Genomic DNA, 23,545 nt, shown 5'->3' on the forward strand with positions numbered 1-23,545 from the left:
AAAGCGGACGCGTTTCCAAGGTTTCCGCCCGGAAGCGCGCCACCAATAATGCGAATGCGTCGCAAGTACAAGATGTTTCTGTTTCCGGCGACGGCTTGAACTGGCCTCGTCGGCTTGTCGAGAACGGCAGCACCTTTATGAATTCGGCAGCGGCGATGACGCGCGCCTTCAGAGTTGCTTGCGCCGACCATGATCGAATGGCAGTGACCCGGTCGCACGCAGGCAGGGAAATGCCCCGTGCGAAATGCCCGATGCGGCACCGGGATGCGAAACGGGAGGGAAACCAATCAGTGGATCACGCCGATGAGTAAGCTGAACATACTTGCCCGTGCTCCATCCAGGCGGCAGGCCTCGGGCGCCGGAAGCGGCATTGCGCTCAGGCTGGCGGCAACGGGTTTGTTCGCGGTCATGTCACTCTGCGTCCGGCTGGCGTCCTTCGAGGCTCCCGTGGGGCAAATCGTCTTCTATCGCAGTGCCCTGGCCCTTCCGCCGATCGTCGCCTACCTGTTCTGGCGCCGGCAGTTCCCATGGGGACTGAGGACCCGGCGGCCGGGTGGGCACTTGATGCGCAGCCTGTTCGGCTGCACCGCCATGTTCTTTTCCTTCGTCTCGCTGGCCTACCTGCCTCTGGCCCTCGCCACGGCACTCAGCTTCCTGGCGCCCCTATTGGTCGTGCCGGCTGCGATACTTGCCCTGCGGGAACGTCCAGGTGGCGTCGTCATCGGCGCGGCACTCGGCGGCTTTGCCGGCGTCGCCCTGATGCTTGCCCCGGCCTTCGAGGGACCGTCGCTCGAAGCCGGTACCCTGATCGGCGTAGCCGCCGGCTTGGCGATGGCGGCCACCACAGCAGTCGCCAAGATCCAGATCAAGACACTGACCGAAACGGAGCCGCCAGGCACCATCGCCTTCTACTTTGCCGTCGTCTGCGCTATCGCCGGCTTGGCTACCCTCCCCTTTGGCTGGGCCTCACCGACAAGCACCGCGCTTGTCTTCATGATTGCCGCCGGGATTTCCGGAGGACTGGCGCACATCGCGATGACCGAGGCTCTGGCCCATGCGCCGGCTTCGACGCTGGCGCCGTTCGAGTATACGGCCATGCTCTGGGCCTTGGCCTTCGACATGCTCGTCTTCGGCCTGCTTCCAGCCCCGATCAGCCTCGTCGGCGCCGTCGTGATCGTCGCCGCGGCTGCGGTTGCGGCCTTCGCCGGCGGCGCTACCCCCCACGTCAAAGGGAGCCGTGATGGACCGGAGGACATGAACTGCTCAAAGTAACGAGACGCCTGTCGCCCTGGACGGACGGGGCGAGCCGGCGATCCGGAACCCGTTGCTGATCCGGGTGCGCGGATGGCGGATTCATCCGGAAGATCGCCGCTTGCGGAACTCGGGGACCGGCAAACCGCCCCAACCCCAGTTCTCCGGCTCGACCTCCTCGATCACGACGAAAGTGGAATCGAGCGGCTTGTGCAGCACGTCGAGCAGGAGCTGGCTGACACCCGCGATGAGCGACGCCTTCTCATCGGCCGTTACGGAAGTGCGGCCGGGACCGGACCCTTCCCGCGTGACCTGAATGGTGACGATAGGCATGATGGCCTCCTTCGGTTGGACTGACTCGGCAGCCGGCTTGGCTGGCCGGCTTCAGTGACCGGCGCTCTGGCCGCCATCGACGTGCAGGATCTCGCCGGTTACGAAAGCGGCGGTGTCCAGGAACATCACGGCCTCCACGATGTCCCTGATCTCGCCCATGCGCCTCATCGGGTGGAGCGCCGTCAGGAACTCGTGGGCTTCCGGAGTGTGCATGGGGGTCTTGACGATACCCGGAGAGACGGCGTTCACGCGGATGCCCTGTGCCGCGTATTCGATCGCCAGCGCCTTGGTGGCCGAGTTGATGCCGCCCTTGGTGAGGTTGGCGAGCACGGATGGCACTCCGCCGACCGCATGATCGACGAGGCTCGTGGTGATACTGACGATGTGGCCGGACCGCTGCTTCAGCATCTCCGCCGCGACGCGCTGCGTGATGTGGAAGAAGCCGGCAAGATTGGTCGCGATCTTGTTGTCGAAGTCCTTGGCCGTGTAGTCGGTGAAGGGCTTGGAAATGAAGATGCCGGCATTGTTGACCAGCGTGTCGATCCGACCGAACCGCGAGATCGCCTGCCCGACCACGGCTTCGGCGGTCGCCGGATCGCCGACATCGCCACGAACCGCCACGATATCGCGGTCGCCGGTCTGCTCGATCGAGCGGGAGGTCGCCACGACCCGATAGTCGCGGTCTCGGAACGCCTTGACCAAGCCGGCGCCGATGCCCTGCGATGCGCCGGTGACGATGGCCACTCTCTGTTCGCTGCTCATGACTAACCCTCGATGATTTCATCAGCCTGCGGGATTGCGGCTGACAGCCGTCCGGGCTGTTGAGACTTATTTTGTGAGAGACCGGGGAATCACTGAATGCCCGACGTCCGGCAGACATCCTTCCCGCAGCCGGAAGAATGAGGGCATCTATCGGGACTGGCCTATCGGGACCGGCGATCAGGGTTTCAGGGCAACGGCGTCGGTCGACAGCCTTGCGAACGCGGCGCGCAGGCGCGGGACCGCGAAGTCCACGAAGGCGCGCACCTTGGGAGTCGACATGCGCCCCTGCGGCACGAGGAGGTTGACCGGCATGGCCGGAGGTTCGGCATGCCGCAGCAGGAGCTGCAACGACCCGTCATCGACCCGCTCCGCCACGTGATAGGTGTAGAGGCGGGTCACGCCGAGCCCGCCGACCGCCGCGGCGAGCGCCGCGCGGACGCTGTTGACGACCAGCCGCGGCTTGAACTGGACGGACCGGGCGATCGAACTTCCCGCTGCCGGCGGAAAGACCCAGGCATCCCGCCCGAAATACGTGGTGGTCACGATGCGATGCTTCGCCAGATCGCCAGGCTCGTCGATGCGGGGGTGCTGGGCGAGATAGCGTGGGGATGCGACGACGACCCGCCTTACGTCGCCGCCGATCCGAACGGCAACCATGGAGGAGTCCGGCAACTCGGCGACGCGCAGGGCGACGTCGATCCCTTCCTCGACCAGATTGGCGTTGCGGTCGAGCAGGACCAGATTGACCGATACGGCCGGGAAGGCTTCGAGATAGGCATCGATGATGGGGCGCAGGATTTCCTCGCCGCTGATTGGCGGCGCCGTCACGGTCAACGTACCCCTTGGGGCCGCATGCTCGCCGGCCGCGACCATTTCGGCTTCCTGCAGATCGACCAGAACGCGGCGGCATGCGGCGGCATAGCGCTCGCCGATCTCACTCAGCTTGATCGTGCGGGTGGTGCGGTGGAGCAGCGGAGCGCCGACCTGCTGCTCGAGGAACGCGATGGCCCTGCTGACCGCCGCCGGTGACCGGCCAAGCTGCCGGCCGGCCCCGGCGAGGCTTCCCTCGTCCAGGGCGGCGATGAACACCCTCATTGCGTCGATGCGGTCCATGCAGCGTCCGAAGCTTCGCCGACTGCCTGAAAGTCGCTCATGCGCCGACTATGTTCAAGGCCAGTCCGCTGCGATAATAGTCTCGACCAAAACCCATGGGAGAGCCGGCATGCCATCCTCAGCTTCACCGCAGGCGCTGCTCACGTTGCTCGGCATCGAGCTGCCGATCGTCCAGGCCCCGATGGCCGGGGTGTCGTCGCCCGCCATGGCCGCCGCCGTCGCGAATGCGGGGGCACTCGGCTCGATCGGGGTCGGCGCCACGAACGCCGCCGGTGCCCGCACCATGATCGCGGAGATCCGCGAGCGCTCGAACCGTCCTTTCAACGTCAACGTCTTCTGCCACCAGCCGGCAAAACCGGCCCCCGCGGTCGAGGCCGCCTGGATCGATCGGCTGCGCCCCGAATTCAACCGTCTCGGTGCCGCACCGCCGGCTGCCCTGTCGGAGATCTACAAGAGCTTCGTCGAGGACGACGACATGCTCGCCGCACTCCTAGCCGACAGGCCAAAGGTCGTGAGCTTCCATTTCGGCGCGCCGTCGCCGGACCGGGTACAGGCGTTGCGGGACGCCGGAATCGTCCTTCTCGGCTCGGCGACCAGCGTGGACGAGGCGCGGATGCTCGCGACCGCGGGCGTGCATGCCGTCGTGGCGCAGGGCTACGAGGCCGGCGGCCATCGCGGCGTCTTCAACCCCGACGCCAGCGACGACAGGCTTGGCACGATGGCGCTGATCCGCCTGCTCGTGCGTGAGATCGACGTTCCCGTGATCGCCGCCGGCGGCATCATGGACGGCGCCGGCATCTCCGCCGCGTTGCGGCTTGGGGCGGGTGCCGCACAGCTCGGCACGGCGTTCATCGCGTGCCCGGAGTCGCAGGCCGATGCCGGCTACCGGGCAGCCCTGGCAAGCGATGCGGCATTTCACACTGTCATGACGCGAGCGATTTCGGGACGTCCGGCGCGGTGCCTCGCCAACCGCTTCACCGTATTGGGCGCCGCCATTGCCGCTGACGAGATCCCGGCCTATCCGATCGCGTACGACGCCGGGAAGGCCCTGAACGCTGCCGGCAAATCGGCCGGCGAGCCGGGCTTCGGCGCGCAGTGGGCGGGGCAAGGAGCCCCCCTGTCGCGCCCGCTGCCGGCGGCCGACCTCGTCGCGGTGCTCGCCGCCGAAACGAAGGCCGCCTGATCGAGCGAGGGTCCGATGCGCAACCCGGGAACGAAGCCGATCGAGAAGGACCCCGGTTCAGAAAGCTGACCGGTAGATGCCGGGAAGCTCGGCTCCACCGCGGGTATAGGCCTGCTCGAACTGGCAGGACCTGTCGACATCCATGACGAGGGAGCCCGGCTGGTCGATCAGGTGCATCCATGCGGTATAGCCGAGCAGCCGGCTTTCACCGGATAAACGCTGGGTGTAGAACAGGTCGCGCACCGATTGCGGCGGCACATGATAGGCATCGAGCGCTGACGCGACCGTTCCGGTACAGGGATGGCCGTTCAGCCTGGTGAGCGTCGAAACCGTCGCCTGGCTGGGGGCTTCAAGCCTGGGGGGAAGCGGCGCGCATGCCGACAGGGCGATTGCGGCCAGCAGAGCCGGTATCGGCGAGCATTGGCTGAACGAACTGCGAAGACCCGTCATGTATATCTCCTGGATACTGTCGTGCGCGAAGTCACTGGGGACTGCGTGACTTCGAACTGCATGACTTGGCGCGTCGATGCAATCCGAAGACACATCGGTTCAGCGGCCGTCGTCGCGCAAGATGCCCTTGATGGTGATGTACCGTTTCTCGAGCCTGTGCGGCATCCGTGGCCATTCCGCACACGGTGCCGCTACGTCCTCCGGACCTGCCGTCCGGCGAAGAGGAGGCCGGACCGGAAGAGGATCGCCGTGCCGATGCCGAAGATCGCGTGAAGGGCGACGTGGAGCGGCACCATTGCGAGATGGAAGCCGCCACCGATGCCGAACCCCTTGAGCGGCAGCACGACGAACCAGTATGCGGCCAGCGGGGCGATGCCGAAGACGAGCCCGCCCAACCACCATCCGAAGCGAGTCGTCAGCCGCCGCTCCACAAGGGCGTAGGCCAAACCCCAAAGTCCGGCCCAGAACGCGAGGTTGAGGCTCACCGGCACGCCAAGGGGCGGCACCGGCATGAGGCTCCATGGCAAAGCCGGCGCAAGATGCATGATGTAGAGAGTACCGAGGAGAGCGTCCTGGAAGATCAGGTGCGAGAGGGACCCGGCAAGGAAGCCGAGGAAGAGGCGCGTCGATGTCGTGGACATGCGGAAGCCCTTTCTGGATGACCAAATTTAAAATCGTAAGCGATTAGATCGTGTACGATTTATATTGTTTGAACGATCCCAAGGTGTCAAGCTTGCGATTTAATCGCATGCGATTTATACAGGTTGCGAGACATCAACTTACCGTGATAGCCCGAGGCCGCCGATGAATCCGCCCGATCCAGCCGATCCCAAGCTCGCCGACTTCCTGTGTTTCGCCGTCTACTCGGCCAATCTCGCCTATGGCAGGGCTTACAAGCCGATCCTTGAGAAGCTTGGCCTCACCTATACGCAGTACATCGCGGTCGTGGCGCTGTGGGAGGAGGACAACCTGACGGTCAGCGCCCTTGGCGCGAAGCTGTTCCTGGAATCGAATACGCTCACGCCTATTCTCAAGAAGCTGGAGACTGCGGGATACCTGACAAGGCGTCGGGATCCCGAGGATGAGCGTCAGGTCCGGGTAAGCCTTACCGAAGCCGGACGCCGCCTGCGCGAGAAAGGCCTCAACATGACGCTCGTCAAGCAAACCGGCCTGCCGGTCGAGGAGTTCTCAAGACTGCAAAGAGAGGTCTCCAACCTCCGGGACAACCTCATCAAGGCGGCGGAGGACGCTTGACCGCCAGGATCGTTCTTCGCGCGATCGGCCTGAGCCGCAGCATTCTCTTGCTGCACTGCAACATTCGGTGATACTGTCCGGTCTGTTCAAGAGAGGGAGGGTTTCGACCCGATCAGAGGCTCATCACCGGAGATGATCCATCGAATGAAAACCGATCGCGATACCTTGTGCGCCCTATTATATCGGCTTGCCGATCTGGTCGAACTGGCTAAACGCCTTTCGCCGGAGGACAGACCTGCCTTGGAGCGCATGATCGTCCAAGCTCGTCATGCGGTCTGCGAGGCACGCCGGATCGAGACCAGGAAAAGAACGCGGCTGACGACCAGCCGGTCCATCATGCGGCGGATCCTGGACAAGGGAGCCCATTCGAAGCCGGAGTTACGCAGTCGCGACGACGCTTCCGCTTAGCGTCAGCTGCCGTGTCGACCACGGCATGCCGCGCGGCGCTTGGGCCTGAGTTCCACGATACAACTCTGCAATATGATTCATCGGATGGCAACCATGCAGGACATAGCCTTCCGTCACGTGCATCGCGGCGGTTGAAAGGAGTCCGGGCATGCGTGTCGATACAGGAAACATGGTGGTCGAACTGGGCGGCGCCGGCGGCGATGTCATCGCCGCGAGCAATACCCTGACCTTCGATTGGATACCCGGCAGGAGTGAATGGTCCTACTGGGGAGCCGATTTCGAGGAGCAGTGGTCCGGAAGCGGACCGAGCCCGTATCAAGGCTATGCCTCGTTCGACGTTTCGGCTCCGTCACTGGCGTTCAGCAAAACGCCCGTTACCTTTCACTTCGAGATCAGCCAGTGGGAAGTTCTGGATGGCGGTGTCGGTTCCACCGAATTGTACCCCTGGACATGGCTGCCGCAGGAAAACTCCCTTCACCCCTCGGTCTGGACCGAAGCCGGTCATAATTCCTGGCGCGTGTTCGGTCCCGACGTCGTCGAAGCCCATGGCAGCGCGGTCGAGGGCGGCTTCCACATCCTTCATTACGGTCATTGGGAAATGCGCCGGACGCCCGATCTGGCGGCAATGGGCGGCAACGGCGACGATATCCTGTATGGCGGTTCCGGCGAGGATATCCTGAACGGCGGCGCAGGCGACGACATCCTGGTGAGCGGGCTCAAGGCCACGATCATGACCGGCGGAGAAGGCGCCGACATCTTCGTCTTCGGCGCCGGGTCGGGAATGGATATCGTCCGGGATTTCGAGATCGGCCGGGACCGGCTTTCATTCGACACGCAGGAAGGGCAGCGGCTCGTCAGCGATGCCCAGGAATTGGCGGGATCGGCGCTGCTCGATCTCGGCGGCGGTCATACCGTCCTGCTTGCAGGCATATCGCCCGGCCTCCTGCTTTCGGCAGGACCAGCCGGCGGCTGGTCCGCCGAGGTTCTCACCTAGGGGCTTCGCACAGAGATTTTGATGAGTTGGCGACGATGCAGACGCGGCTTCCAGCCGCGTTGTGCGCGGATACGCGCACCCTACTTGGCGATACGTCGATGCTTCCCTCGAAGTCGAAGGCTGGTGGAGTGAACGCGGCTGGAAGCCGCGTCTACGTTCTTCCGCCATCGAAGTCCTAAAATAGGAACCGCACTTACGTCGATGCCAAAACTTTCGCTTGGAACGCCGAAAACGCTTATAACAATAATACCTACGGCATTGAAGATTGACTGGTGAGTTCCGGCAAAGATGTCGGGCTGAAGAGGCCCAACCTACAATATACGCTGGCAAGAGCACGCTGGCGTAGGTCGGGCCTCTTCAGCCCGACATCTAACGCTCCAGACCGGTCAATGTTTAATGCCGCTGGTATAGGACCGGCCTTTACACTCTACGGATAGGGTAATATTTTCATTTGTTGCCCGTGTGGTGCATGGTTGCTCGGATGATCATGTGCTGAAATGCACCGGGGAAATCAAATGGGCAACCCTAACGGCCTGGTTGACAAGCGAAGACTTTGGAATTCTTATTCCGCCCGAAAGAGTTCTGGTGCCAGTGACATGTTTCCTGCCGCGAAAGCTAGTTCTGAAGAGTTGTTTTTGTTTCTGCGAAGACGACTACACCCTTTCATGCGTCGCCCCGTTGGAGAAGACTAAGTATGAATGAATTCTTAGTGAAGTTGAATAAAATACCGAGAAAAATCCTGTCCGTGTTGCGCCCGTCTGATTACGAACTCTGGAAGGCCTTCACCGACGAGGCGAAAAAGGCGCAGCAGCACCTTCCGACGCAAGACGCGAGCATGGCGCCCATACAGGTCGCTATACAGAAAACAATCCAACGCTCCCTCACGACGCAGGAATCCTCGCTAATCCGCAAAGTCGAGCGCGTGCGTCATGAGACCGAAAGTTCGGACGAGAAAATCCTGTTTCGAGACTACGGCGCCCGCAGCCCTCGCGCGACGTTGAGCGCCGAAGAAATGGCAGAGGGGGTTCTCGAAGAGCGCTCCGTTGCCACCATGTGCCGCGTGTCGAGCAAGCCCCCGCCTTGGGCGTCCATGCTGTTTCATCTGGTCCGTCAGGCGAAACCGAAGCGCTGCATCGAGATGGGCACCTGCGTCGGCATTTCCGCCGCCTATATTGCCAGCGCATTGCGGATCAATGGCGAGGGTGGAAGCCTGATCACACTGGAGGGCTCAGACGAACTGGCGGAGGTGGCGCGTCGGAACCTCGACTCTGTGGCGATGGACAATGTAGAGGTCCGGGTCGGCAGGTTCGAGGAAGTACTGACGCCCGCGCTGCAAACCCAGCAACCCGTAGATTTTATTTTCATCGACGGCCATCACGACGAGCGGGCTACAATGAATTATTTTGAACAGGTGACGCCATATCTAGCGTCGAACGCGCTTGTCATCTTTGACGACATCCGCTGGTCCGACGGCATGGCCCGGGCATGGAACGCCATTCGCAACGACCCGCGGGTCCTCCGCTCCCTGTCTGTCGGCGATTTCGGCGTCTGCATCGCTGCGGGAGCGGGTTCCGCAGCGTGATAGCAGTGCCTGCTCAGACCCAGCGGCGACACTTTAAGTATCTCGGCTATCCGAGCAGAAAGTCCATCGTCGATGTGAGTACGGCTTCTATTTTAGGACTTCGGTGACTTCATGCGTTGCCCTTAAGCTATGATCACCGACCGGGATCGTTCACCGGGCGGAGAGATCACCAGCCCGGCGATCGCCGCCGCGATCTTCTCTCCGCTGCGCACGGACGGTTCTATGGGATTGGCGTAGTCTTCGTCCCGATCGCAGATGAGGCGCAGATCGATGACCGGCAAACTGCGGGAGAAGGCGCTTCGGGTGATGCAATCGTTGAACACGGACAAAGCCGTCACCACCAATCGCCATCGGGGCGGAGGGATACGGGTGTCGTGTATCGTGCAGACGGCAGTGGGCAACCCATGCTCCAGCACGCGGTCGAGCATGGTCTCATAATCTTCCCCGAACCGCTCCCTGACGGTGGCGAGCCTGTCCACCGCCTCGGCCACCGAATGGACGCCCGCTTCCAGGGTGCTTGCGTATCCAAGGGCATCGTTTCCCCCGACGCTGACGACGAGGTAGCCGGCATCCGCTGGAAGCCGGCCGAGTTGCCGCTCAACCCTGTCCGTCACGCTGCCATCGACAGCCCTCAACGTCGCCGTCCAGCCGGGGGGCAGGCGGTCACGCACCTGCCGTACGACATCAGGCCCGCCCGCGACATAGGCAGCGTTGTCGAATATGGAATCTCCCAGAAGGATCAGGTGGCTCATGGGCATGTTCCAATATCAAGGACCTTCGAGGGATGGGGCCATCGCGGCGCCGGTCATCGTCATGGCGGCGGCAGCCAGGGAGAGGAGCGTCATTCCCTTGGGCTGGACCCGCCATGGCCGCCACCGGCTCCGGCCTGCCCGGACCGACGCCGCTGGACGGTGGCAAGGTGGAGGGCGGGACGGTGACCTTTCCGAACTGGCGGGGCGAGGCGGACCGGCCTTCCCCGCCGCCACCGGCACCGCTGCCTCCCGGCGAGCGCGTCGGGTTCGCGTTCGTCGGGCTCGGCCGCCTTACGCTGGAGGAGTTGTTGCCGGCTTTCGCCGAGTGCAAGACGGCACGTCCCGTCGCCCTCGTTTCCGGCTCCCCTGAAAAGGCGAAGGTGGTCGCGGCGCAGCACGGCATCAAGGAATCGTCCGTCTATTCCTACGACGACTTCGACCGGATCGCCGACAATCCGGAGGTTCAGGTCGTCTACGTCGTATTGCCCAACGGCCTGCACCGGGACTTCGTCATCCGGGCCGCGAAGGCGGGCAAGCACGTGATGTGCGAAAAGCCGATGGCGAACTCCTCGCAGGAAGCCCGCGACATGATCGCCGCCTGCAAGCAGGCCGGCGTGCGGCTGATGGTGGCCTATCGCTGCCAGTACGAGCCTTACAACAGGGAAGTCATCCAGCGGGTGAGGTCCGGCGACATGGGCGCCGCGCGCATCATCGAGGCGACCAACACCCAGGTCATGGGGCCGGGCGACCAGTGGCGCTTCAGGAAAGCCTTGGCCGGCGGCGGCGCCCTGCCGGATATCGGCCTCTACTGCCTGAATACGGCGCGCGCGATCACCGGCGAGGAACCTGTGGAGGTCTTCGCCCGCATCTTCAATCCCCAGGCCGACGACCGCTATCGCGAGGTCGAGGAGACCATCGCCTTCATGCTGCGCTTCCCATCCGGCACCATGGCCAACTGCTCTTCCAGCTACGGCGCTCATGAAAGCAAGGATCTGCGGGTGCGGCTGGAGAAAGGCCGGATCGACCTGGAAAACGCCTTCGCCTACGAAGGTCAGCAGATGCGCGTCGCGCAACGCGGCGGCAAGGCGGAGGTGATCGACACCGTGCGCATGCCGCAGCAGAACCAGTTCTCCCTGGAAATCGACCATATGGCGGCGTGCGTCAAGGAAAACAGGGTTCCTCGGACGCCGGGAGAAGAAGGGCTTCAGGACCATCATTTGATGAGGCGCTCTACCGGTCAGCCGAAACCGGGACGCCTGTCTCGCTTGCACCGGTGAGTGGACGGGACACGACACACGGTCCCGAACCCAGCCAGCAGGGCTGAGGCGCCGGGACGGAGGGCTCTTGGCTTCTGAACCAATGGCGTTAACATTGACCGGCCTGGAGCGTTAGATGTCGGGCTGAAGAGGCCCGACCTACGTCAGCGTGCTTTTGCCGGCATACTCTTGTAGGTCGGACCTCTTCGGCCTGACATCTTTGCCGGAACTCACCGGTCAATCTTCGTGCCGTTGGTATGAGACGGATCGGAGGTGGCAAAGGCTGACGCCTCGATCCGCAGTATGCGGCGTCAGCCTTTTCCGACCGGATCGGTCAGCCCGGCGCGCCCGAGCCGGTCTTGGGCTGCGGCTTCTCGGTGGTGCCGGCTTCCTGGGAAACCTGACCGGGCTTGTTGCCGCGGTTGGTCTCGGCGGGGTTATGGACGGCATCCGGTCCCTGATCGTTGGGCGGGTTGGCCTTGGGGTCGGTGTTGCCGCCGACCCGATGGAAATCGTCGCGATCCTCGTGCATCGTTTTTCTCCCTGAACGGGGTTGAGAAGGATTAGGCAAGGACCAACAGGAGCCGCACCGCCGTAGTTCCCCGGCCATATTCACGATAGAACGGCGCATGGATGCACCATGGGGATTTGCATCCCTTCTGCGGGCAGGCTTGACTGCCACGGCCGGGGTCGGGAACCGGCTGGCTTTCGGGGCGGCGTCAGCGGAGCAAGCACCGTGTTTGCCGGAACCTAAAGGAATTTCATGCCGTATTGGGCAAGCAGGGGCACCACGAGGTCACGCGCGGCGGTACGGTGTGCCTTCGTGAATCCCTGAGCGGCCGCGACATCGCCGGCCCTGATGGCTTCAACGATCCGACGATGCTGCGGAACCGAATCCACCGGCTTGGGACGCAGCCGGAGAGTGATGATGCGTGCGCGATGTGATTGATCGATGATGGTGTAGAGCATGCGCGCGAGGCGCCGATTGCCGCATCTTTCGACAAGCAGACGGTGGAAGGCCTCGTCGGCCTTTGCCCAGGCGTCCAGGTCGTCGGCTTGAAGCGCGTTCTCCATCGCGGCATTGGCGCTTTCCAATTCCGCCGCTATCGGCAGCCTTTCGGACGGAGGCTTGCTGGCCAGCAATTCGGCGGCGGCGGACTCCAGAGCGATGATCACTTCATAGATCTCGCGTATATCCTCGGGCGAGATGGAGCACACGATCACGCCGCGGCGTGACAGGACGCGAACAAGTCCCTCCTCCTGGAGCCTTATCACCGCTTCATGGACCGGCGTCCGGCTCATGCCGAGCTTCTGCGCGATCTCCATCTCCGAACCCTGATATCCCGGTGGAAACGCGTTCTCGCGGATCGCCTCTTTGAGGGCGCGGTAAGCGTCATCGACAAGCGACGACTTCGGCTGCACACGCGAATTGTCGGTAACGCCCAGCATCATCGGGTTCCCGGGAAAAAACTCTGCACACGGCACAATACCTCGTAGATGCTTGCATGCAAGCATGAATGGGAGATTGACATCCTAAGCCGAGGCGTTTAGAAGGGCTGTTATACGAGCTTGCATACAAGATGAAATGCGATGTCACATGGAAGACACGGTGCGGCATCGTTCAACAAGAATCGCCTAGGAGGATGAGAATGTCCCAGTACCGCATCGCCGCAATTCCCGGAGACGGCATCGGCAAGGAAGTCATCGCGGCGGGCATCGAGGTTCTGGATGCCCTGGCCGCCCGTAACGGCGGTTTCTCGTTTGAGTTCGAATCCTTCGATTGGGGTTCGGATTACTACAAGAAGCATGGCGTCATGATGCCCTCCGACGGCCTGGAGAAGCTGAAGCCGTTCGACGCCATCTATTTCGGTGCCGTCGGCGCACCCGACGTTCCCGATCACGTCACGCTCTGGGGCCTTCGGCTCGCGATCTGCCAACCGTTCGATCAATACGCCAATGTCCGTCCGACCCGCATCCTGCCCGGCATCCAGAGCCCGCTGCGCGATGTCGGGGCCAAGGACCTGGACTGGGTGATCGTCCGCGAGAACTCGGAAGGCGAGTATTCCGGCGTGGGCGGCCGGGTGCACAAGGGGCTGCCGATCGAGGTCGCCCAGGACGTCTCCATCATGACGCGGCCCGGCGTGGAGCGGATCATCCGCTTCGCGTTCAAGCTGGCCCAATCCCGGCCGCGTAAGCTGCTGACGGTCGTCACCAAGAGCAACGCGCAACGCCATGCCATGGTGATGTGGGACGAGATCGCCGAGGAGATCGCCGCCGAGTTCCCGGACGTGACCTGGGACAAGATGCTGGTCGATGCCATGACCATGCGGATGACGATGAAGCCCGGGACCCTCGACACCATCGTCGCCACCAACCTGCACGCCGACATCCTGTCCGATCTGGCGGCCGCCCTGGCCGGGTCGCTCGGCATCGCGCCGACCGCGAACCTCAACCCCGAGGGCACTTATCCGTCGATGTTCGAACCGATCCACGGCTCGGCCTTCGACATAACCGGCAAGGGTATCGCCAACCCCGTGGGCACGTTCTGGACCGGCGCCATGATGCTCGATCATCTCGGCGAGCGGGAAGCCGCCGCTCAGCTCATGCGGGCGGTGGAAATGGTCACGGCGGACCCGGCGCTGCACACCCCCGACCTGGGAGGCACCTCCACGACGCGGCGGGTCACGGACGCCGTGATAGCGGCCGTCCAGGGCAGAAACACCTGAAGCAGCCGCGAGTAGAGATCAGCAATCAACAATAAGTGAAGGGGAGTTCCGCTCGATGCACCGCCTTGCCCTTGCCGCCGCCGCCTTCCTCGTCGCAGGAACCACGGCCGGCGCCGCCGCCGACTATCCCAGCAAGACGATAACCGTGATGGTGCCGCACGCCGCCGGAGGCCCGACCGACACCGTGGCGCGCCTGGTAACCGAGTCGATGACGCGGACGCTTGGCCAGCAGCTCGTCGTCGAGAACCAGGGCGGCGCCGGCGGCACGCTGGGAACCGGCCGCGCCTCCAGGGCTGACCCGGACGGGTACACGCTGCTTCTGCACCACGTGGCGCTGGCTTCAAGCGCCTCGCTGTACCGCAAGCTTCCGTTCGATCCCGCCACCTCGTTCGTCGGCGTCGGCCTGATCACCGATGTCCCGATGACGATCGTCGGCAAGGCCGATCTGAAGCCCGATAACATTGGCGAACTCCTCGACTATATCCGCGCCAACAAGGATCAGGTGACCTATGCCCATGCCGGCGTGGGGTCCGCCTCCCACCTGTGCGGCATGCTGTTCCAGGACGCCATCGACGTCCAGATGACCACCGTTTCCTATAAGGGGACCGGCCCGGCGATGACCGATCTCCTGGGTGGACAGGTGGAGGTGATGTGCGATCAGACGACCAATACGGTCGGCCACATCAAGAGCGGCAAGATCAAGTCCTATGCGGCGACGACCAAAAGCCGGCTTTCCGTGCTGCCCGATCTGCCGACACTGGATGAATCCGGTCTCAAGGGTTTCGAAGTGACGATCTGGCACGGTCTCTTCGCCCCGAAGGGAACGCCCGGAGATATCGTCGACAAGCTCGCGGCGGCGCTCCAGACGGCACTCAAGGATCCGAGGGTTGTAGAGCGCTTTGCCCAGCTCGGCATCGAACCGGTCAGTCCGGAACGCGCGACCCCGGCGGTGCTCGACCAGCATTTACAGTCGGAGATCGCCAAGTGGAAGCCGGTCATCCAGGAAGCCGGCATCTACGCCGACTGACGATTACCACTGACGACGGGCGGGGCGTATGTTCAACGCTGTGCCGGTAGGTTCGCATCGCGCCAGTCGGCCACTTGGATCACCCCGTCATCCCGATCCATGTCGGTTTCCGGCATCGGAGCCGGGCTAGCGGCGGGGGCCGGCCGATCGGGAATACCCATTTTGGCCATCTTCACGGCAAACCGCCTCCGGATCTCGCCGAGCGTCGCCGGACGCCCTCTTATCTTGAAGATCCCCGGGTTTGCCTTGGCCTCCTTGGGAAACATCCAGGCACCGGTCAAGTCCGGCGTGCTCTCGGCCGCCCTGAGGAAGCGCGCCGCTTCGGTCACGCCGAAGAAGTGGCTCAGATAGGCCTCCGTTTCCGTGACGGGCCGCCCCAGCAGATTTTCGAGGCGGCGCGTGTTGTCGACGGTCAGCTCCGCCGCCAGAAAGGCGCTCAGTCTCGCATCGTTGCGCAGGGCCAGGATCCGTTCGCGGATGCGGAGATCGTCGACGATGGGTTCGTCCAGCGAGCCTCGGCGGATATGCCGGGCAAGCCCGCCAAGTCCGTATTTGTGGCCGTCGCTCTCGACCTTCGAGAGCCAGGTTGCTTCGATGAACTGGTAGAGTCCCGTTGCCGAACTCGTCGTCGCCTTGGCCGTGGCGTCGAAGCCGGATTCCAATCCGGCCATGGCACGCATCAGGCGGGCCGGAGCGCCGACCGTGGCGGCGGCCTCGTCGATCATCGCGAGGGTTCGGGCTTGCCGGTCGAGGCGGGAAATGAGGTTCCCGATATCGGTCCTATCCGCGCCGGCGCTTTTCACCTCCGCTGGTGCGTTCCGGTGGGAAAGCGCCCTATGCAGATCGACCGTTTCCTCGGCGAACCCGAACGAGTCGTCTTCCCGTTCACCGGATTCCGCAAGTATGTCGTCCAGTGTCCTGGCTTGCCCCGGACTTTCCGCCAGCATCTCGGCCGAGATCGTCCCATCCTGGTCAGGAGAGGCCATCCGGCCGACCTGCTGGGCCGCACCGATCGAGGCGCCGAGAACGACCAGGGTCAGGGCTGCCCGCCGGGCATATGCCGCCGGAAGATCGAAAGGCTTGGAGCCGCGTCGGGAGAACGCCCCGATACCGATTGCTCCGGTACCGGCAGGCTTCACGAAGAGGTCCTTCAAGGGGTAGTGGATTGCCTTCATGACGCTTCCTCCGTCGTCGGGCCGGTCTGCCCGAAGTCCGTCAGGGCATCGAGACCGCAGGGGGAGCGTGGTCTCGACGACAACAAATGTTCATGTTTTGTTCTTTCGAAGCCGACACTACACAGGTTCGCGGAACCCGGCAATTAACCAAATGGGATAGGACGGCATCGTCCCTCAGATCATGATGATGCCGGCTCCTGGTATGACTCTGCCGACGCACCGTACTCAGAAGCGGGAGTTCAGCATCGTGTGCGGTTCGCGGGGCATGCCGTCGAGATAGCCGTCGTAGAAGCGCCGGACGAAGGGCATGACGTCGGTCGCCAACTGGCGGCGCGCCTCTTCGGCGGGTGTCAGCGGCTGGGCCATCCGGGCGTGGATCTCGGATAGGACGGCGTCGCGGTCTATCCTGGTGAACCGGCCCTGCCGGTAGACGACCTCGCCGCCGATCATCACGGTATCGACCGCCTCGCGGCGGGCACGGCGGACCAGCACGTCGATCAGCGGGATGTCGGGGTTCTGGTACGGCCAAGTCGTCTTCTTCCAGTCGATCAGGACGATATCGGCCGCCCTCCCCGCCTCGATCCTGCCGATCCGACCGGCGAAGGGCGTGGTCCGAGCGCCGTTCTCCGTCGCCATGCGCAGCACGCCGGCGGCCGTCGGGAACGGGCTGTCGATGCCGGGCTCCCGGTGAGCGTCGAGGACCAGCCGCATTTCCTGCAACATGTCGCGGTCGTCGTTGATGCCGGCCTCGTCGATCCCGATGGCGACCGGGATGCCCTTGGCCGTGAAGCGGTTGACGGGAGCCAGACCGCTCTTGAGCCGGAAGTTGGACGAGCAGTTGTGGCAGATATGGGTGCCGGTGTGGGCACACAGGTCGATGTCGTCCTCGCTCATCCAAACGCCGTGCCCGATGGTGAGACCGGGTCCCGTCAGGCCGAAGCGCTCCAGGCAGGCCAGGGCGGAACCGCCGGTGCGCTTCTGTGCGTAGGCTTTCTGGTACGGCGTCTCCAGCAGATGCATGTGGACCGGCGCCCCCGTCTCGGCCGCCATCTCGGCAGCGCTGGCAAGTGCGGCGTCGGACAACCAGTGCAGGTTCGACGGCGCGATCTGGATGGCGGTCGACGGGTCGTCGCGGTAGCGGCGGCGCAATTCGTGGAAGACGCCGATCTGCTCGGCCAGCGACATGGCGAAACGCTGGAAGTAGTCGGCTAGGGCCGGCCTGACCTCGGCTGGTACGCGTGCGAGGAACGCTTCGTCGGCCTCGTAGACCAGGCGGTTCTGGTCGCGCATCGCGAAGGAATAGGATGCCCGCATGCCGATCTCGCGATAGGCGCCGATCACGCTTTCCGCCGTCGCCAGGACAGCCTCCGGCCCGCCGGGCGCCCGGCTGTGGAGGTGCTGGACGGTGGTGACGCCCGACGCGATCATCTCGAACGCCGAATAGAGCGTATCGAGGCGCGGATCGACGTCGCGCAAGGCCAGCCGGCTTGCGAACCACAGTTCGAGCGGGTGGTCGGGCGAGCCGAGTTGCAGCGGCGTCAGGCCGACGTGATGGTGGGCGTTGACCAAGCCGGGGATCGCGACGAACCCGGCGCCGCCGACGGTTTCGGCCTGCGGGTTGGCGGCGGCCAGGGCATCGGCATCGCCGATTTCCCGGATCGATCCGTCCTCGACGAGGACGGCGGCATCGGGGCGGAGGTCGGGCGAACCGTCGGGGTGGAAGCCGCACAGGATGGTGTCGGCTCTGACGAGTTTCTGGCTCATGGGGACGTCTCCGGCAGATCGGTCGGTGGTTTCCGGTACTGCTCCGCGCGCTTCAGGGCGAGGCGGACTGCGCACGGGACGGGTTCGATCAGCGGCACACCGACCGCGTCTTTTAAGGCTCGCGCCGCGACGGCAAGGGGGCCGCCGCCGATGACGATCGCCGCCACATCAGCCTCGCGCATGGCTTGCAGGCAGGCTTCAAGGAGCGCCTCGACCAGTCGTGTCGGATCGCCCATCAGAGCGGCGGGATCGCCCGGAGTGAGCCAGACGCCGGCGAAGTTTTCGGCATGACCATGGCGCCGCGCCGTGCGCTCGATGGCGGCCTTCAGGTCTGGAGTCGTCGTGACGACGCAGAAGCGCCGCCCGCCCTGCCCCGCTTCGGCCATTCCGGCTTCGGCGATGCCTGTCACATGCATGGGTAGAACGGCGCGGAGGGCGTCCAGTCCGGGATCGCCGAAGGCGGCGACGATCACGCCGTCGGGGCCGTCGGCAAGGATCTCCGGGCTAAGCGAGGCGACCGCGCGGGCAGCCGCTTCCAGCGCCGCTTCGTCGGTGATCAGCGGAGCGCCGGACGGGGCGCTCAGGCCGTCGATGACGGCGCATCCCGCCGCTTCATCGCGCGCAATTTCGACCATGGCCGCCGTCGTGGCTACCGATGTGTTCGGGTTGACCAGGAGGAGGCGCATCAGGGCGGCGCCACCCGCTCGCGGAACGCGCGGGCGATGTCGATGCGGCGGGCGATCCACAACCGGTCGCGGCGGCGGGCGAGTTCCGCGACGATATCCCGGAATGCCTTGAAGCGGGCCGGGCGGCCGGCGATGCGCAGATGGAAGCCGATGTTCAGCAGGCGCGTCTGGCCATTCGCCGCCTCGTCCTCCAATACGTCGAGCGCGTCGGCGACGTAGTCCACCATGTCGCCGGCCCTGACGAAGCCATTGGGATGGAAGAACTTCATGTCGTTGGTGTCGAGCGCGTAGGGCACGACCAGGAGCGGCGGCTGGCCGCCGGCGTCCCAATAGGGAAGATCGTCGTCGAAGCCGTTCGAGGTGTAGAGATATCCACGCTCCCGCAGCAGGCCCCGCGTCCATAGGCTTTCGGCTCCCCGGCAGAAGAAGCCTTGCGGGCGCTCTCCCGTCGCCGAGGCGATGGCGGCGGCTGCCCGGTCGAGGTCGCGTGCTTCCACTTCGGCGCTTCCATAGTCGGCGTGCGGGCGCCAGCGCCAGCCGTGGCAGGCCGCTTCGTGGCCGTCCTCGACCAGCATCCTTGCCAGATCAGGCGCCCGCTCGACCGCGCGGCCGCAGAAGAAGATCGTCGCCGGGACCCGATGCTGTCGCAGGCATTCGGCCATGCGCCAGAGGCCGGCGCGGGTGCCGTAGGCGAAGATCTGCTCCTGTCCCGGATCGGCCTTGCCCGGCTCGACCACGCTGATCACCTCGCCCATCCGTTCCGAGCGCGGGTCGCCGTCGCCGACCTGCTCTTCGGCACCTTCCTCGAAGTTGACGACCAGCGAAACCGCGAGGCGCTGGCCGTTGGGCCAGACGATGTCCGGCCACTGGCCGCCATAGCCGACGAGATCGCGGCTCATGACGGCGAGAACCCGGCCGGAGTGGGCCTAGGTTGCCATTCCGGCAATCCTAGCCCGGCCCGCCAGCGATGGGCGATCTCGTCGCGCCGGGCAAACCAGACGCCGGGGTGTTTCAACGCGTGGTCCAGGAACCGCTCCAGCCCGCCGATCCGGGCGGGACGGCCGATGATGCGGAGGTGAAGGCCGACCGACATCATGCGCGGATGCCGCTCGCCCTCGGTGTAGAGCCGGTCGAAGGCGTCGATGCAGTAGCGCGCGAAGTCGTCGCCGAAGGTGAAGCCGCCCCGGTTGAAGAAGCGCATGTCGTTGGTGTCGAAAGCGTAGGGCAGGACGACGTGGGGATGTCCGTCGACCGTTTCCATGTAGGGCAGATCGTCGTTGTAGGCGTTGGAATCGTACAGAAAGCCGCCATGCTCGACCAGCAGCCCGCGCGTCCTGACCGAGGTGGCGGAGCGGGTATGCCAGCCGACCGGGGCGACACCGGCCGCCTTAGTAATCGCCTCGACCGAGCGCTGGATGGCGCGGCGTTCCGTCGGTTCGTCCATATGGACGTGGCGTTCCCAGCGCCAGCCATGGGAAGCGACTTCGTGGCCGTCGACGACGGCTTCCTCGGCGAGCCAGGGCGATTGCTCCAGCGCGCGACCGTTGGCGTTCAGGGTCGCGCGGATGCCGCGCTCCCGCAGCGACTGGCGGATGCGCGGCCAGCCGGCGCGGGTGCCGTACTCGAAATGGCTTTCCATGCACAGGTCGCGCGCTCCCTCGACGGCTTCGACCGCCTCGTAGATCGCCTCGTTCCGCTCGTCGCCCATGCCGATCGAGAGTTCGGCCCCTTCCTCGACGTTGACGACGAGCGAGAGCGCGAGCCGGGCGTCGCCGGGCCAGCGGATATCGGGTTCGCCGCCGCGATATCCCGCGAAGTCGCGCGGCGCCGTCATGCCGGGAGGGCCGCCAGCGCCCGGTCCATGAAAGCCCGCGACTTATCGGCATCCCACAACAGGAGGTCACCGGGAGCGGCGTCCTTCCGCATCAGAGAGGTCGAGACGATCGCGCCGTCCGCAGTGGCCAGCGCCTCGGCGACGTTGTCCGCCGTGACGCTGCCACCCAGCAGGATCGGCCGCTTGACACCCGCGCGTTTCGCCTTGGCGATCCGGTCGAGGCTGTCGGCGAAGGAAGAGCCCGTCAGCACCAGCGCGTCGGCCCCCAGCTTGACGGCGGCCACGGCGGCCTCTTCCGGCGGCACGTCGATCAGGGGCACACTGGTCCGGTCGAAGACGTCGGCCAGGATCGCGATGTCGTCGCGGCGGATCTGGTGGCGGTATGTCCGCGCCTCGACCGCCAGCGCCTCTCGGCTGCCCTCCATCGTCATCGCGGCGCCGACGAAGACCTTGAGCCGGACGAAGTCCGCGCCCGAGGCATGGGCGATGGCAAGCGGCGCCACCGCGTCGTGCGCCTGCACGATGATGCCGAGCGTCAGGTCGGGGAACTGGCGCTTCATGACCCGGCCGAGCGCGCTGGTGATCGCGACGGTCTGGGGCGTCGCGGCGCCGCGTCGCCGTGTCTGGTCCTGGAGCATGATCCTGCGGATGCCGGCCCCGGTGAAGACTTCCGTGTTGGCGAGGACGTAGTCCTCGAGGAAGGCCATCGACGTGTCGGATGCCGTCGAAAGATCGGGGAGATGCAGCGCCGCGATGATCATCGGGTCGCCCGTGTGGTCTGCGAACATCCTGTTCATGTGATGATTATCCGGTTCAGGATCGGGAGAAGATGGGAGCGAAGGTCGGGACTAAGGGTCCCGATCAGCAGCGACAGGCGTTCCGCAGCGCTGTGCCGTGCCGTGCCGAGGAGATGGAAGGGGCCGAAATCCTCCACCGCGAAGGAGGCGGAGACGGTTCCAAGGCAGACGGCGGCGCGAGGATCGCCGGTCAGGACGAGGCCGGCGAGAAAGCCGCCGCAGAAGGCGTCGCCGGCTCCGGTCGGATCGACTGCTGCCGTCGGGAAGGCGGGAACCGCGACGGCATCGGTGTGCCCTGCCCCTGACGCGACCATGGCGCCGTCCGCGCCCAGTTTGACGACGACCGTTCCGGCACCCTGCCGCCGCAGCGATGCCAGACCGCTTGCCGGGTCGAGACCGGGCGCCAGCACCGCCAATTCCTTCTCGCTCGGCAGGAAGGCGGTGACGGCGGCGAGGAACGACGACAGGCCGCCTTCCGCTATCGCCTGCGCGTTCGGGCCGGGATCGGCGGTGACGAAAAGCCCGCGGGCGAACAGCGCCTCGGCCATCGCGCGCTGGCTGGCCGGCTGGTTGGCCGCGAGGTGGACGCCCCTGGCGCTGGACCAGCGTACCGGGACATCCTCGATCCGCACGGGACTGCGCCGCCGGAAACTCGCGAAATCCGACCATGTCGCCGGCATGGCGCGCAAGTGCGCTTCCAGGGTGCGGCATTCCTTTGCAGAAAGCCGGTCGCCGTGCAGGGGCAGGCCGGGCGCATCGATCGGTGCGTGCAGGTGGTCGGCGCGGCTGCCGTCCGCCCGGTACAGGAACCACTCCGCCTCCCGGACTTCCTCATCGACCGTGACGATGCCGGAGATATCGATGCCATGGGCGGACAGGCGCCGCAGCAGTTCCAGCGGGTAGTTCGCCGGGATGCGTCCGACGACGCCGACCTCGTCCAGCCACAGCCGGGCGCCCGCCGCCGAATAGACGGCGTTGCCGCCCATGGCGTCGCGGCCGACGCGGCCATCGGCCGCGACGACGTTGTCGATGATGATGCCGCCTGCCGTGAAGACCCGGACCATGGCGGTCAGGCGCTGGGCAGCGCCTGGGGCGCGCCGAGCTGGAGGGCGGCACGCGCCTTGGCGAAATGATAGGCGAACAGGTGCAGCGGGACGACCGAGAGCAGCGCCGTCAGCGCCGGTAGCGTGGGGGGAATGCGGACGACTTCCTCGACCCGTGCCTCGATGTCGGGGGCGGCTTCCGACAGGACTGCTACGATCCTGCCGCCGACCGCCTCGCCGACCAGGGCAGTGTCGAGCGCCCGTTCGGCGCTGGCGGGGTCGCTGGCGAGCAGGAACAGGGGATCGCCAGCCTTTTGGGAGCGGTAGTGATGATATTCCTCGAGCGGGATCGCGTAGGCGTGGATGGGCGACAGCTCCCTCACCTTGGCGGCGCCGATGGCCGCCGCCGCGAAGTTCGGCCCCAGCCCGGCGAACAGCATCAGGCCGGAAGCCGCGAACCGCTCCGCCACTCCTCGCATCTGGGTGTCGAGGTCGCGGCACAGCCGGTCCATCGTATCGGGCATGCGGGACAGTTCGGCCTTGATCGCGTCGCGCATCGTCGCGTCGCCGGCGTCGGTCCTGAGTTCGGCGCCCAGCGCCGTGATCAGCACCATCGTGGCGCTGGTGGATTGGGTCGGCCAGCCCTTACGGGTAGCATGGACGATGAGTCCGGCGTCGAACTGGGTCAGGATGGGACTATCCGGCGTGTTCGAGATGCCGACCGCGAAGGCGCCGCGCGCCGAGGCGGCCTGGAGCGCCTTCATCACGGCAGGCGTATTGCCGCCCGAGCTGATGCCGATCGCCAGGGTCCGGGCATCGGCGGTCGAGGAACCGTAGGCCGCGAAGTCGAGCGCCTGGGCGGCCTCGACCGGAAGACCGGTCATCGTTTCCAGCGCGTGACGGACGGCGGCTCCGGCGAACCAGCTATCGCCGCAGCCGGCGATGACGATGCGGTCGATGGCGCACCGGTCCGCCCGTTCGGCGATTCCCCGGATACTGGCGGAAGCCGCCGCCAAGGTGGCGCGGATGGCGGCTCCCTGCCCCGTCATCTCGTCCCCCGTCCGCTCGACGCGGGCGAGGCGGTGCGGGTCGGCGGGGGTGTCGCGCGACGGCTCTGACGTGAGCGCCTTGAGGCGGCTCGCAAAGTCGGTCATG

25 protein-coding genes are annotated in these 23,545 nt (G+C 65.2%); 9 read left to right on the forward strand and 16 right to left on the reverse strand.

Annotated features, from left to right (window positions below; translation table 11 throughout):
- Positions 1–303: 303 nt before the first annotated feature.
- Positions 304–1,272, forward strand: coding sequence for a DMT family transporter (locus tag N826_RS28365; RefSeq protein ID WP_084721253.1), 969 nt, complete (start codon positions 304–306; stop codon positions 1,270–1,272).
- Between the two features lie 81 nt (positions 1,273–1,353).
- Here the strand turns inward: N826_RS28365 and N826_RS28370 are convergent, their stop codons facing one another.
- The 3 genes from N826_RS28370 to N826_RS28380 form a co-directional block, all read right to left on the reverse strand.
- On the reverse strand, positions 1,354–1,584 hold the full coding sequence (locus tag N826_RS28370) for a tautomerase family protein (RefSeq protein WP_044434409.1): 231 nt from the start codon (positions 1,582–1,584) through the stop codon (positions 1,354–1,356).
- Between the two features lie 51 nt (positions 1,585–1,635).
- Positions 1,636–2,346, reverse strand: coding sequence for an SDR family NAD(P)-dependent oxidoreductase (locus tag N826_RS28375; protein ID WP_044434411.1), 711 nt, complete (start codon positions 2,344–2,346; stop codon positions 1,636–1,638).
- A gap of 177 nt (positions 2,347–2,523) precedes the next feature.
- The gene (locus tag N826_RS28380; protein ID WP_044434413.1) at positions 2,524–3,459 is read right to left on the reverse strand and encodes a LysR family transcriptional regulator; all 936 of its coding nucleotides are present in this window, start codon (positions 3,457–3,459) and stop codon (positions 2,524–2,526) included.
- A gap of 109 nt (positions 3,460–3,568) precedes the next feature.
- On the opposite strand from N826_RS28380, the gene N826_RS28385 reads away from it, so the two are divergent.
- Complete coding sequence (locus tag N826_RS28385) at positions 3,569–4,642, forward strand: NAD(P)H-dependent flavin oxidoreductase (protein ID WP_044434415.1); 1,074 nt, start codon at positions 3,569–3,571, stop codon at positions 4,640–4,642.
- A gap of 57 nt (positions 4,643–4,699) precedes the next feature.
- Here N826_RS28385 and N826_RS28390 read toward each other — a convergent pair whose 3' ends face one another.
- Complete coding sequence (locus N826_RS28390) at positions 4,700–5,092, reverse strand: hypothetical protein (RefSeq protein WP_044434420.1); 393 nt, start codon at positions 5,090–5,092, stop codon at positions 4,700–4,702.
- A 191-nt stretch (positions 5,093–5,283) separates the two neighbouring features.
- On the reverse strand, positions 5,284–5,733 hold the full coding sequence (locus tag N826_RS28395) for a hypothetical protein (RefSeq protein ID WP_052832204.1): 450 nt from the start codon (positions 5,731–5,733) through the stop codon (positions 5,284–5,286).
- A 163-nt stretch (positions 5,734–5,896) separates the two neighbouring features.
- Between N826_RS28395 and N826_RS28400 the strand changes: the two genes are divergently transcribed.
- The 4 genes from N826_RS28400 (at position 5,897) to N826_RS28415 (ending at position 9,330) form a co-directional block, all read left to right on the forward strand.
- Positions 5,897–6,346 (forward strand): MarR family winged helix-turn-helix transcriptional regulator, encoded by a 450-nt coding sequence (locus tag N826_RS28400; protein ID WP_044434422.1) that lies wholly within the window; start codon positions 5,897–5,899, stop codon positions 6,344–6,346.
- 144 nt (positions 6,347–6,490) lie between these two features.
- Positions 6,491–6,754 (forward strand): hypothetical protein, encoded by a 264-nt coding sequence (locus N826_RS28405; protein WP_044434425.1) that lies wholly within the window; start codon positions 6,491–6,493, stop codon positions 6,752–6,754.
- A gap of 148 nt (positions 6,755–6,902) precedes the next feature.
- Positions 6,903–7,748, forward strand: coding sequence for a calcium-binding protein (locus tag N826_RS40610; protein ID WP_147040660.1), 846 nt, complete (start codon positions 6,903–6,905; stop codon positions 7,746–7,748).
- Between the two features lie 694 nt (positions 7,749–8,442).
- Complete coding sequence (locus tag N826_RS28415; protein WP_052832206.1) at positions 8,443–9,330, forward strand: O-methyltransferase; 888 nt, start codon at positions 8,443–8,445, stop codon at positions 9,328–9,330.
- Between the two features lie 122 nt (positions 9,331–9,452).
- Here N826_RS28415 and N826_RS28420 read toward each other — a convergent pair whose 3' ends face one another.
- Positions 9,453–10,082 carry an SGNH/GDSL hydrolase family protein gene (locus N826_RS28420; protein WP_044434427.1) on the reverse strand — a complete coding sequence of 210 codons (630 nt, stop codon included), beginning with the start codon at positions 10,080–10,082 and terminating at the stop codon, positions 9,453–9,455.
- Positions 10,083–10,195: 113 nt separating this feature from the next.
- On the opposite strand from N826_RS28420, the gene N826_RS28425 reads away from it, so the two are divergent.
- Positions 10,196–11,359, forward strand: a complete 1,164-nt coding sequence (locus tag N826_RS28425) for a Gfo/Idh/MocA family protein (protein WP_211099409.1) — start codon at positions 10,196–10,198, stop codon at positions 11,357–11,359.
- A 313-nt stretch (positions 11,360–11,672) separates the two neighbouring features.
- Here N826_RS28425 and N826_RS28430 read toward each other — a convergent pair whose 3' ends face one another.
- Both N826_RS28430 and N826_RS28435 read right to left on the reverse strand, forming a co-directional pair.
- On the reverse strand, positions 11,673–11,870 hold the full coding sequence (locus tag N826_RS28430; protein WP_044434430.1) for a hypothetical protein: 198 nt from the start codon (positions 11,868–11,870) through the stop codon (positions 11,673–11,675).
- A 218-nt stretch (positions 11,871–12,088) separates the two neighbouring features.
- Positions 12,089–12,790 (reverse strand): GntR family transcriptional regulator, encoded by a 702-nt coding sequence (locus tag N826_RS28435; protein ID WP_044434432.1) that lies wholly within the window; start codon positions 12,788–12,790, stop codon positions 12,089–12,091.
- A gap of 197 nt (positions 12,791–12,987) precedes the next feature.
- Between N826_RS28435 and N826_RS28440 the strand changes: the two genes are divergently transcribed.
- Together N826_RS28440 and N826_RS28445 are read left to right on the forward strand one after the other, a co-directional pair.
- Complete coding sequence (locus N826_RS28440) at positions 12,988–14,064, forward strand: tartrate dehydrogenase (protein ID WP_044434434.1); 1,077 nt, start codon at positions 12,988–12,990, stop codon at positions 14,062–14,064.
- A gap of 55 nt (positions 14,065–14,119) precedes the next feature.
- Entirely contained in the window at positions 14,120–15,091 is a 972-nt protein-coding gene (locus N826_RS28445) for a tripartite tricarboxylate transporter substrate binding protein BugD (protein ID WP_044434437.1), read from the forward strand.
- Between the two features lie 32 nt (positions 15,092–15,123).
- Here the strand turns inward: N826_RS28445 and N826_RS40615 are convergent, their stop codons facing one another.
- From N826_RS40615 to N826_RS28485, 8 genes are all read right to left on the reverse strand, one after another.
- Positions 15,124–16,266 (reverse strand): hypothetical protein, encoded by a 1,143-nt coding sequence (locus N826_RS40615; protein ID WP_052832207.1) that lies wholly within the window; start codon positions 16,264–16,266, stop codon positions 15,124–15,126.
- Positions 16,267–16,491: 225 nt separating this feature from the next.
- Positions 16,492–18,030 (reverse strand): amidohydrolase family protein, encoded by a 1,539-nt coding sequence (locus tag N826_RS28455; protein ID WP_044434439.1) that lies wholly within the window; start codon positions 18,028–18,030, stop codon positions 16,492–16,494.
- Positions 18,027–18,716: an aspartate/glutamate racemase family protein gene (locus N826_RS28460; protein WP_044434441.1), complete on the reverse strand. Its 690-nt coding sequence runs from the start codon at positions 18,714–18,716 to the stop codon at positions 18,027–18,029. Before N826_RS28460 ends, N826_RS28455 begins: the two co-directional genes overlap by 4 nt.
- Positions 18,716–19,615: a polysaccharide deacetylase family protein gene (locus tag N826_RS28465; protein WP_044434443.1), complete on the reverse strand. Its 900-nt coding sequence runs from the start codon at positions 19,613–19,615 to the stop codon at positions 18,716–18,718. Before N826_RS28465 ends, N826_RS28460 begins: the two co-directional genes overlap by 1 nt.
- Complete coding sequence (locus N826_RS28470) at positions 19,612–20,550, reverse strand: polysaccharide deacetylase family protein (RefSeq protein WP_044434445.1); 939 nt, start codon at positions 20,548–20,550, stop codon at positions 19,612–19,614. Before N826_RS28470 ends, N826_RS28465 begins: the two co-directional genes overlap by 4 nt.
- On the reverse strand, positions 20,547–21,347 hold the full coding sequence (locus N826_RS28475) for a BtpA/SgcQ family protein (protein WP_211099410.1): 801 nt from the start codon (positions 21,345–21,347) through the stop codon (positions 20,547–20,549). The genes N826_RS28470 and N826_RS28475 overlap by 4 nt, the downstream gene beginning before the upstream one ends.
- Positions 21,344–22,411, reverse strand: a complete 1,068-nt coding sequence (locus N826_RS28480) for a carbohydrate kinase family protein (protein WP_052832208.1) — start codon at positions 22,409–22,411, stop codon at positions 21,344–21,346. Before N826_RS28480 ends, N826_RS28475 begins: the two co-directional genes overlap by 4 nt.
- A 5-nt stretch (positions 22,412–22,416) precedes the next feature.
- Positions 22,417–23,544, reverse strand: coding sequence for an SIS domain-containing protein (locus N826_RS28485; protein ID WP_044434447.1), 1,128 nt, complete (start codon positions 23,542–23,544; stop codon positions 22,417–22,419).
- Position 23,545: the final 1 nt, after the last annotated feature.

Origin of the sequence: Skermanella aerolata KACC 11604 (genome assembly GCF_000936425.1) — a bacterium.
In the GTDB taxonomy this organism is placed as follows: Bacteria; Pseudomonadota; Alphaproteobacteria; order Azospirillales; family Azospirillaceae; genus Skermanella; species Skermanella aerolata.

Coding starts and splice junctions, on each gene's coding strand:
- N826_RS28365 (WP_084721253.1), top strand. CDS start 304: ATGAGTAAGCTGAACATACTTGCCCGTGCTCCATCCAGGCGGCAGGCC.
- N826_RS28370 (WP_044434409.1), bottom strand. CDS start 1,584: ATGCCTATCGTCACCATTCAGGTCACGCGGGAAGGGTCCGGTCCCGGC.
- N826_RS28375 (WP_044434411.1), bottom strand. CDS start 2,346: ATGAGCAGCGAACAGAGAGTGGCCATCGTCACCGGCGCATCGCAGGGC.
- N826_RS28380 (WP_044434413.1), bottom strand. CDS start 3,459: ATGGACCGCATCGACGCAATGAGGGTGTTCATCGCCGCCCTGGACGAG.
- N826_RS28385 (WP_044434415.1), top strand. CDS start 3,569: ATGCCATCCTCAGCTTCACCGCAGGCGCTGCTCACGTTGCTCGGCATC.
- N826_RS28390 (WP_044434420.1), bottom strand. CDS start 5,092: ATGACGGGTCTTCGCAGTTCGTTCAGCCAATGCTCGCCGATACCGGCT.
- N826_RS28395 (WP_052832204.1), bottom strand. CDS start 5,733: ATGTCCACGACATCGACGCGCCTCTTCCTCGGCTTCCTTGCCGGGTCC.
- N826_RS28400 (WP_044434422.1), top strand. CDS start 5,897: ATGAATCCGCCCGATCCAGCCGATCCCAAGCTCGCCGACTTCCTGTGT.
- N826_RS28405 (WP_044434425.1), top strand. CDS start 6,491: ATGAAAACCGATCGCGATACCTTGTGCGCCCTATTATATCGGCTTGCC.
- N826_RS40610 (WP_147040660.1), top strand. CDS start 6,903: ATGCGTGTCGATACAGGAAACATGGTGGTCGAACTGGGCGGCGCCGGC.
- N826_RS28415 (WP_052832206.1), top strand. CDS start 8,443: ATGAATGAATTCTTAGTGAAGTTGAATAAAATACCGAGAAAAATCCTG.
- N826_RS28420 (WP_044434427.1), bottom strand. CDS start 10,082: ATGAGCCACCTGATCCTTCTGGGAGATTCCATATTCGACAACGCTGCC.
- N826_RS28425 (WP_211099409.1), top strand. CDS start 10,196: ATGGCCGCCACCGGCTCCGGCCTGCCCGGACCGACGCCGCTGGACGGT.
- N826_RS28430 (WP_044434430.1), bottom strand. CDS start 11,870: ATGCACGAGGATCGCGACGATTTCCATCGGGTCGGCGGCAACACCGAC.
- N826_RS28435 (WP_044434432.1), bottom strand. CDS start 12,790: ATGATGCTGGGCGTTACCGACAATTCGCGTGTGCAGCCGAAGTCGTCG.
- N826_RS28440 (WP_044434434.1), top strand. CDS start 12,988: ATGTCCCAGTACCGCATCGCCGCAATTCCCGGAGACGGCATCGGCAAG.
- N826_RS28445 (WP_044434437.1), top strand. CDS start 14,120: ATGCACCGCCTTGCCCTTGCCGCCGCCGCCTTCCTCGTCGCAGGAACC.
- N826_RS40615 (WP_052832207.1), bottom strand. CDS start 16,266: ATGAAGGCAATCCACTACCCCTTGAAGGACCTCTTCGTGAAGCCTGCC.
- N826_RS28455 (WP_044434439.1), bottom strand. CDS start 18,030: ATGAGCCAGAAACTCGTCAGAGCCGACACCATCCTGTGCGGCTTCCAC.
- N826_RS28460 (WP_044434441.1), bottom strand. CDS start 18,716: ATGCGCCTCCTCCTGGTCAACCCGAACACATCGGTAGCCACGACGGCG.
- N826_RS28465 (WP_044434443.1), bottom strand. CDS start 19,615: ATGAGCCGCGATCTCGTCGGCTATGGCGGCCAGTGGCCGGACATCGTC.
- N826_RS28470 (WP_044434445.1), bottom strand. CDS start 20,550: ATGACGGCGCCGCGCGACTTCGCGGGATATCGCGGCGGCGAACCCGAT.
- N826_RS28475 (WP_211099410.1), bottom strand. CDS start 21,347: ATGAACAGGATGTTCGCAGACCACACGGGCGACCCGATGATCATCGCG.
- N826_RS28480 (WP_052832208.1), bottom strand. CDS start 22,411: ATGGTCCGGGTCTTCACGGCAGGCGGCATCATCATCGACAACGTCGTC.
- N826_RS28485 (WP_044434447.1), bottom strand. CDS start 23,544: ATGACCGACTTTGCGAGCCGCCTCAAGGCGCTCACGTCAGAGCCGTCG.